The organism is Rhodopseudomonas sp., assembly GCF_048594845.1.
Taxonomy (GTDB): Bacteria; Pseudomonadota; Alphaproteobacteria; order Rhizobiales; family Xanthobacteraceae; genus Rhodopseudomonas.
The window spans coordinates 1-7,248 of the sequence record NZ_JBMDXE010000379.1 but is presented as its reverse complement, the minus strand read 5'-3'; the positions used below and the strand labels follow the sequence as shown (position 1 = coordinate 7,248).

5 protein-coding genes are annotated in these 7,248 nt (G+C 65.1%); 4 read left to right on the top strand and 1 reads right to left on the bottom strand.

The window, feature by feature from the left end; all coding sequences use genetic code 11:
• Positions 1-102: 102 nt before the first annotated feature.
• Entirely contained in the window at positions 103-1,587 is a 1,485-nt protein-coding gene (locus ACOJTD_RS26105) for an MFS transporter (protein ID WP_420135754.1), read from the bottom strand.
• Between the two features lie 303 nt (positions 1,588-1,890).
• Here ACOJTD_RS26105 and ACOJTD_RS26100 point away from each other — a divergent pair, with 303 nt between their 5' ends.
• The 4 genes from ACOJTD_RS26100 to ACOJTD_RS26085 all read left to right on the top strand — a co-directional run bounded on the left by ACOJTD_RS26100 (position 1,891) and on the right by ACOJTD_RS26085 (position 7,122).
• Positions 1,891-2,376, top strand: coding sequence for a (2Fe-2S)-binding protein (locus ACOJTD_RS26100; protein WP_420135753.1), 486 nt, complete (start codon positions 1,891-1,893; stop codon positions 2,374-2,376).
• A 109-nt stretch (positions 2,377-2,485) separates the two neighbouring features.
• A complete protein-coding gene (locus tag ACOJTD_RS26095; protein ID WP_420135752.1) occupies positions 2,486-4,840 on the top strand; it encodes a xanthine dehydrogenase family protein molybdopterin-binding subunit in 2,355 nt (784 codons plus the stop codon).
• A 186-nt stretch (positions 4,841-5,026) separates the two neighbouring features.
• Positions 5,027-5,827 (top strand): FAD binding domain-containing protein, encoded by an 801-nt coding sequence (locus tag ACOJTD_RS26090; RefSeq protein WP_420135751.1) that lies wholly within the window; start codon positions 5,027-5,029, stop codon positions 5,825-5,827.
• A 185-nt stretch (positions 5,828-6,012) separates the two neighbouring features.
• Entirely contained in the window at positions 6,013-7,122 is a 1,110-nt protein-coding gene (locus tag ACOJTD_RS26085; protein ID WP_420135750.1) for a CaiB/BaiF CoA transferase family protein, read from the top strand.
• Positions 7,123-7,248: the final 126 nt, after the last annotated feature.

The following is a 7,248-nucleotide window of genomic DNA, read 5'->3' as shown; positions in this document are numbered from 1 at the left end:
TATCGAGCAACAACGCACATTGATCGAGACGCGGCATTGCGATGGCCGACGCCGGCGTCGAATCCGACGTGAGACGCTTTGCGGTTTCGGCGAGATTCGAAGTCATTTGTCATCCTCTACGGCGGCGAGTGGCCGCGCGACCTGTTCCAGCGACCGGCGCTCGGCCGCGATACCATAACGCCAGCCGACGACGGCGGCGATCACCATCAGCAGCGCGCCGAGCAGATAGCCGACGAACAAGCTGCCGCGCGAACCCGTGTCGATCAGCGCACCAAACAGCGCCGGCCCGGCGACGCCGCCAATGGCCGTGCCGAAGGCGTAGAACAATGCGATCGCCAGCGCACGCACCTCCAGCGGAAAGGTCTCGCTGACGGTGAGATAGGCAGCGCTCGCCGCCGGCGACGCGAAGAAGAAGATGATCATCCAGGCGATCGTCTGGCCTTGCGCACTCAGCGCGCCGATCGAAAACAGATAGCCGGAGATCGCCAGCAGCACACCTGATACGCCATAAGTGAAGGCAATCATGCTGCGGCGGCCGAGCGTGTCGAACAGCCGGCCAAGTAGCAGGGGACCGAGAAAATTGCCGGCCGCGAACGGCAGGATGTACCAGCCGACGTGACTGGACGGGATGCCGAAGAAATCGGTCAGCACCAGCGCGTAAGTGAAGAAGATGGCGTTGTAGAAGAACGCCTGGGCGGCCATGAGCGTCAAACCGACCGCCGAGCGCTTCCTGTACGTCTTGAAAAGCGTCGTTGCGACCTCGCGCAGCGGCGTGTGGCTGCGCATCTGCAGCCGGATCGTGCGGCGATCTCGTGCAGCGTCCGGATCAATTCGCGCGCCGCGTTCGATGTCGGCGACGATTGCTTCGGCTTCGGCAGGCCGGCCATGCGTCATGAGCCAGCGCGGACTCTCCGGAATCCAGAACCGCATTGCGAATACGATGAGACCCAGCACGGCGCCGGTGAGATAAGCAAGTCTCCAGCCGTGCTCCGGATTGATCACGGCGGGATCGAGCAACACGATCGCCGCGACCGCGCCGATCGCCGCCCCCAGCCAGAAGCTCCCGTTGATGACAAGGTCTGTCCAGCCGCGATAGCGGGCCGGCATCAGTTCCTGAATCGTCGAATTGATCGCGGTGTACTCGCCGCCAATGCCGGCGCCGGTGAGAAAACGGAAGAGCGCGTAGCTCCAGACGTCCCACGACAATGCGGTCGCTGCCGTGGCCGCGAGATACAGAGCCAGTGTGATGAAAAACAGTTTCTTGCGGCCGATGCGATCTGTCAGCCAACCGAACCCGACGGCGCCGATCACCGCGCCCGCAAGGTAGGCGCTGTTGGCGGCGCCGACATCTAAATTGGAGAACTGCAATTGCGGGCTGGCCTTCAGCGCGCCAGCCAGCGAACCGGCCAGCGTGACTTCCAGGCCATCCAGGATCCACGTCACGCCGAGAGCCAGCACAACGCGCGTGTGAATGCTGCTCCACAGCAAGCCGTCCAGCCTGGCCGGGATATCGGTCTCGACCACGCGGCCAGCCGGATTCGATCCTCGGATCGGCTGGATGTTCACGGCGCTGATTGGATCGCCCATTCACCTCGCTCGGCGTGTTGAGCCACGCCGCAACCGCCGGACGTGGCGATGCGCCGCGGGCGGCGGACTGGTTGCTCATTAACGGAGCTTCGCGTCATCAGTTCCGGCGAATGCCGCCCGTCCGTCCGGCTGACCAAGCGCGCCTCCGCAAACTGCCCGCAAATCAAGCAACGCGATACGGATCGTCACGAGGCCGTCATGTCCAAGGTCGCCCGATACAGACGCCGCAAAAATCCCAGTTGCAAACTCCGTCGCGCGTGCTTCTAATTGGAACAATTACAAATTCCATCGGGAGGATCGGGCGTGTCCAAAGTCTCACTGACTGTGAATGGTAAAGCTGTGACCGCGGAGGTCGAAGACAGGACCCTGCTGGTCCACCTCCTGCGCGATCATCTGAACTTGACCGGGACCCATGTCGGCTGCGACACCAGTCAGTGCGGCGCCTGCGTGGTCCATATCGACGGCCGCGCGGTGAAGTCCTGCACGACGCTGGTCGGCCAGGTCAACGGCGCCAACATCACCACCATCGAAGGCATTTCCCGCGGCGACGAGTTGCATCCGATGCAGGCGGCGTTCCGCGACAATCACGGCCTGCAGTGCGGCTACTGCACGCCCGGCATGATCATGTCGGCGATCGACATCGTGAACCGTCACGGCGCGGGCCTCGACGAGCACACCCTGCGTCAGGAGCTCGAAGGCAACATCTGCCGCTGCACCGGCTATCACAACATCGTCAAATCGGTGCTCGACGCCGCCTCCCGCATGAAGCTGGCGCAGGCCGCCGAATAGGCCGCCTACCCGCATCCGTTTTCGTCGCCGACCACATAGTCGAATGATGGCTGCGACCCGCGACGCGTGAGAAGCGCGCGGCACCAGCAGTCCAAGGGAGAAAATGCAGATGGGCATCGAGGGAATTGGCGCCAGGGTCGTTCGCAAGGAAGACCGACGCTTCATCACCGGCAAGGGCCGCTACGTCGACGACGTCAAGATCATCGGCATGGCGCATGCGCACTTCGTGCGCAGCCCGCACGCGCACGCCAAGATCAAAAGCATCGACGTCGAAGCCGCCAAGGCGATGCCGGGCGTGATCGACGTGCTGACCGGTCAGCAGATCGTCGACGACAAGATCGGCAATCTGATCTGCGGCTGGGCCGTCCACTCCAAGGACGGCTCGGCGATGAAGATGGGCGCGTGGCCGGCGATGGCGCCGGAAACCGTGCGCTTCGTCGGCCAGGCGGTCGCGGTGGTGATCGCCGAGAGCAAGAACCTCGCGCGTGACGCGGCCGAAGCGGTCGTGGTCGACTACGAGGAACTGCCGCCAGTTGCCGACATCAAGGCCGCGATCGCGCCCGGCGCGGCGCAGCTGCATCCGGAAGCCCCCGGCAACATCGTCTATGACTGGGAGATCGGCGACCAGAAGGCGACCAATGAGGCCTTCGCCAAGGCCGCCAATGTCGTCTCGCTCGAGCTGACCAACAACCGCCTGGTGCCAAACGCGATGGAGCCGCGCGCGGCCGTCGCGCATTACGACGAAGCCGAAGAGCACTTCACGCTCTACACCACGTCGCAGAACCCGCACGTCGCGCGGCTGGTGCTGTCGGCGTTCTACAACGTCGCGCCCGAGCACAAGTTGCGGGTGATCGCGCCCGACGTCGGCGGCGGCTTCGGCTCCAAGATATTCATCTATCCGGAAGAGATGGTGGCGCTGTGGGCCTCCAAGCGCACCGGCCGGCCAGTGAAATGGACCGGCGACCGCTCCGAAGCGTTCCTCACCGACGCCCACGGCCGCGACCATATCTCCAAGGCCGAGATGGCGTTCGATGCCGACAACAAGATGCTCGGACTGCGGGTCACCACTCACGCCAATTTCGGCGCCTACATGTCGCTGTTCTCATCCTCGGTGCCGACCTATCTGTACGCGACGCTGCTGAGCGGCCAGTACAACATCCCGGCGATCTACGCCGAGGTGATCGGCGTCTACACCAACACCACGCCGGTGGACGCCTATCGCGGCGCCGGCCGGCCCGAGGCCTGCTATCTCTGGGAGCGGCTGGTCGAGACCGCCGCGCGGCAGCTCAAGGTCGATCCGACCGAGCTGCGGCGCAAGAACTTCATCACCCAGTTCCCGCACCAGACGCCAGTCATCATGGCGTACGACACCGGCGACTTCAACGCGTCCCTCGACGCCGCGCTGAAGGCGATCGACTATGCGGGCTTCCCGGCCCGCAAGGCCGAGGCCAAGAGCAAGGGCAAGCTGCGCGGCGTCGGCTTCTCCTGCTACATCGAGGCCTGCGGCATCGCGCCGTCGAAGGCGGTCGGCTCGCTCGGCGCCGGCGTCGGTCTGTGGGAATCGGCTGAAGTCCGCGTCAACCCGGTCGGCACCATCGAGATCCTGACCGGCTCGCACAGCCACGGCCAGGGCCACGAGACGACGTTCTCGCAGCTGGTCGCCGACCGGCTCGGCATTCCGATCAATCAGGTGTCGATCGTCCACGGCGACACCGACAAGGTGCAGTTCGGCATGGGCACCTACGGCTCGCGCTCCGGCGCGGTCGGCATGTCGGCGATCGTCAAGGCGATGGAGAAGGTCGAGTCCAAGGCCAAGAAGATCGCCGCGCATCAGCTCGAGGCGTCCGAGAACGACATCGTCATCGAGAACGGCGAGTTCAAAGTCACCGGCACCGACAAGTCGATCGCGCTGCCGATGGTCGCCCTCGCCGCCTACACGGCGCACAATCTGCCGGACGGCATGGAGCCGGGCCTGAAGGAAAGCGCGTTCTACGATCCGACCAACTTCACCTTCCCGGCCGGCTCGTATGTTTGCGAAGTGGAGGTCGATCCCGGCACCGGCAAGACGTCGTTCGTCAACTTCGTGGCGGTGGACGATTTCGGCCGGCTGATCAACCCGATGATCGTCGAGGGTCAGGTCCACGGCGGCCTGGTCCAGGGCATCGGCCAGGCGCTGCTGGAAAACGCCATCTATGACGAAAGCGGCCAGCTCGTCACCGCATCGTTCATGGACTACGCAATGCCGCGCGCCGAGGACGTGCCGATGTTCAACGTCTCCCACACCACGACGCTGTGCCCGGGCAATCCGCTCGGCATCAAGGGCTGCGGCGAGGCCGGCGCGATCGGCGCCTCGGCGGCAGTGATCAACGCCATCACCGACGCGATCGGCACCAACCGGCTGGAAATGCCGGCGACGCCGGATCGGGTGTGGCACGCGATGCAACTGCAGCAGGCGGCGGAGTAACAGGACGGAGTGTAGACCCCGTCATTGCGAGCACCCGGATCCGCGCGCCGCGCGGTCCGGGCACAGGCTCCGCGAAGCAATCCAGCTCAGTGCACTGCTTATGGATTGCTTCGTCGGCTCCACCTCCTCGCAATGACGGAGAGGTTTGCGATCTAACAACCAATTCATCTCTGACAGGAGATATCCATGTATTCGACCAACTATCACCGTGCTTCCAGCGTCGACGAAGCCGTGGCGCTTTACGGCAAGGGCAGCGATCCGAAATTTCTCGCCGGCGGCCACACGCTGCTGCCGGTGATGAAGCAGCGCCTGACGGCGCCGAGCGACGTCATCGACATCGCCAAGATCCCCGGCCTGATCGGTATCGAAGCCAGCGGCGACACGCTGACCATCAAGGCGGCGACGACGTACTACGACATCCTCAGCAATTCCGACGTGAAGCGCATGATCCCGGCGATCGCGCATCTCACCTCGGTGCTGGGCGATCCCGCGGTGCGCTATCGCGGCACGATCGGCGGCTCGGTCGCCACCAACGACCCGGCCGCGGACTATCCGGCCGCGGTGCTGGCATTGAACGCGACGGTGAAGACCAACAAGCGCGAGATCCCGGCCGATCAGTTCTTCAAGGGCCTGTTCATGACCGCGCTGGAGGACAACGAAATCATTACGGCGATCTCGTTCCCGGTTCCGGAGAAGGCCGGCTACTCCAAGATGCGCAACCCGGCGTCGCGCTTCGCGCTGACCGGCGTGTTCGTCGCCAAGCTGAAGTCCGGCGAGATCCGCGTCGCCGCCACCGGCGCGTCGCAGAACGGCGTGATGCGGGTGCCGGTGATCGAACAGGCGCTGAAGGCGAACTGGTCGGCCGCCGCGCTCGACGGCGTGAAAGTCGCGGACGATGGGCTGATCGAGGACATCCACGGCACCTCGGACTATCGCGCCAACCTGATCAAGGTGATGGCGCAGCGCGCTGTCGAGTCCGCCGGCTGAAGCTAATTCCACTTCACGGCAGACGGCGCGCCATGAGCGCGCCGTTTTGCGTTGTTGCACCGCCGCATCATGGCCGCATGCAGCGCTGCGCTGAAAAGCCGCTTGCTCTTCGCCCGGCCGCCGTGGTGATTTCGCCGCGACCACAACGCTCCGCCTGCGCGGACAACAACAAAAGGACACCCAAGGTGCAACAGTCAGCCTCGCCTTCCGCCACCTCGCAGACCGCCGCCGGCGGCCCGCTCGCCGGCATCCGCATCGTCGAATTCGCCGGCATCGGCCCGGGTCCGTTCGGCGCGATGCTGCTGGCCGACATGGGCGCCGAGGTGATCACGCTGGTACGCGCCGGGCAAAAGCCGCAGGGCGCCGCCGCGCGCGGCCGCAAGGTCGTCGAGGTCGATCTCAAGAACAAGGATTCGGTCGCCGGCGTGATGACACTGCTCGATCAGGCCGACGCGCTGATCGAGGGCTATCGCCCTGGCGTGATGGAGCGGCTCGGGCTCGGCCCCGACGTCGTGCTGGGCCGCAACCCCAAGCTGGTGTACGGCCGCATGACCGGCTGGGGCCAGACTGGCCCGCTGGCGCAGGCGGCCGGCCACGACATCAACTACATCTCGATCACGGGCGCGCTGGCGGCGATCGGCCCGGCCGAGAAGCCGGTGCCGCCGCTCAATCTGGTCGGCGATTTCGGCGGCGGCTCGCTGTATCTCGTGGTCGGCATCCTCGCAGCGCTGCTCGAAGCCAAGCGCTCCGGCAAGGGCCAAGTCGTCGACGCCGCGATGTGCGACGGCGCTGCGTCGCTGATCACGATGTTCTTCGACATGACCGCGGCCGGCCGCTGGAAGGAAGCCCGCGAGAGCAACATGCTCGACGGCGGCGCGCATTTCTACGGCACCTACGAATGCAAGGACGGCCATTTCATCTCGATCGGTTCGATCGAACCGCAGTTCTACGCGCTGCTACGCGAACTCGCCGGCCTCACCGATGCTCAATACGACGGCCAGATGGATCCGAAAAACTGGCCGGAGCTGAAGCAGAAGCTGGTCGCGGTGTTCAAGAGCAAGACGCGTGACGAATGGTGCAAGCTGATGGAAGGCACCGACGTCTGCTTCGCCCCGGTGCTGACGATGTCGGAAGCCACCAAGCATCCGCACATGGTCGCCCGCGAGGTCTTCATCAAGCACGAAGGCCACACCCAGCCGGCGCCGGCGCCGCGCTTCATGCGCACCCCGTCGACGGTTCGCGCACCGATCAAGACGGATCTGGCCGCGCTGGCGAAGGAGTGGGACGGCAAGTAAATCGCCGCATCCGAAGTACGTACCCCGGACAAAGCGCACTGCGCCGCGAAGCGGCGGAGTGCGCTGCAGATCCGGGGCACCGGTTCGGACTGCAGCGAAGTAACCGGGGTCCCGGATCTGCGGCAC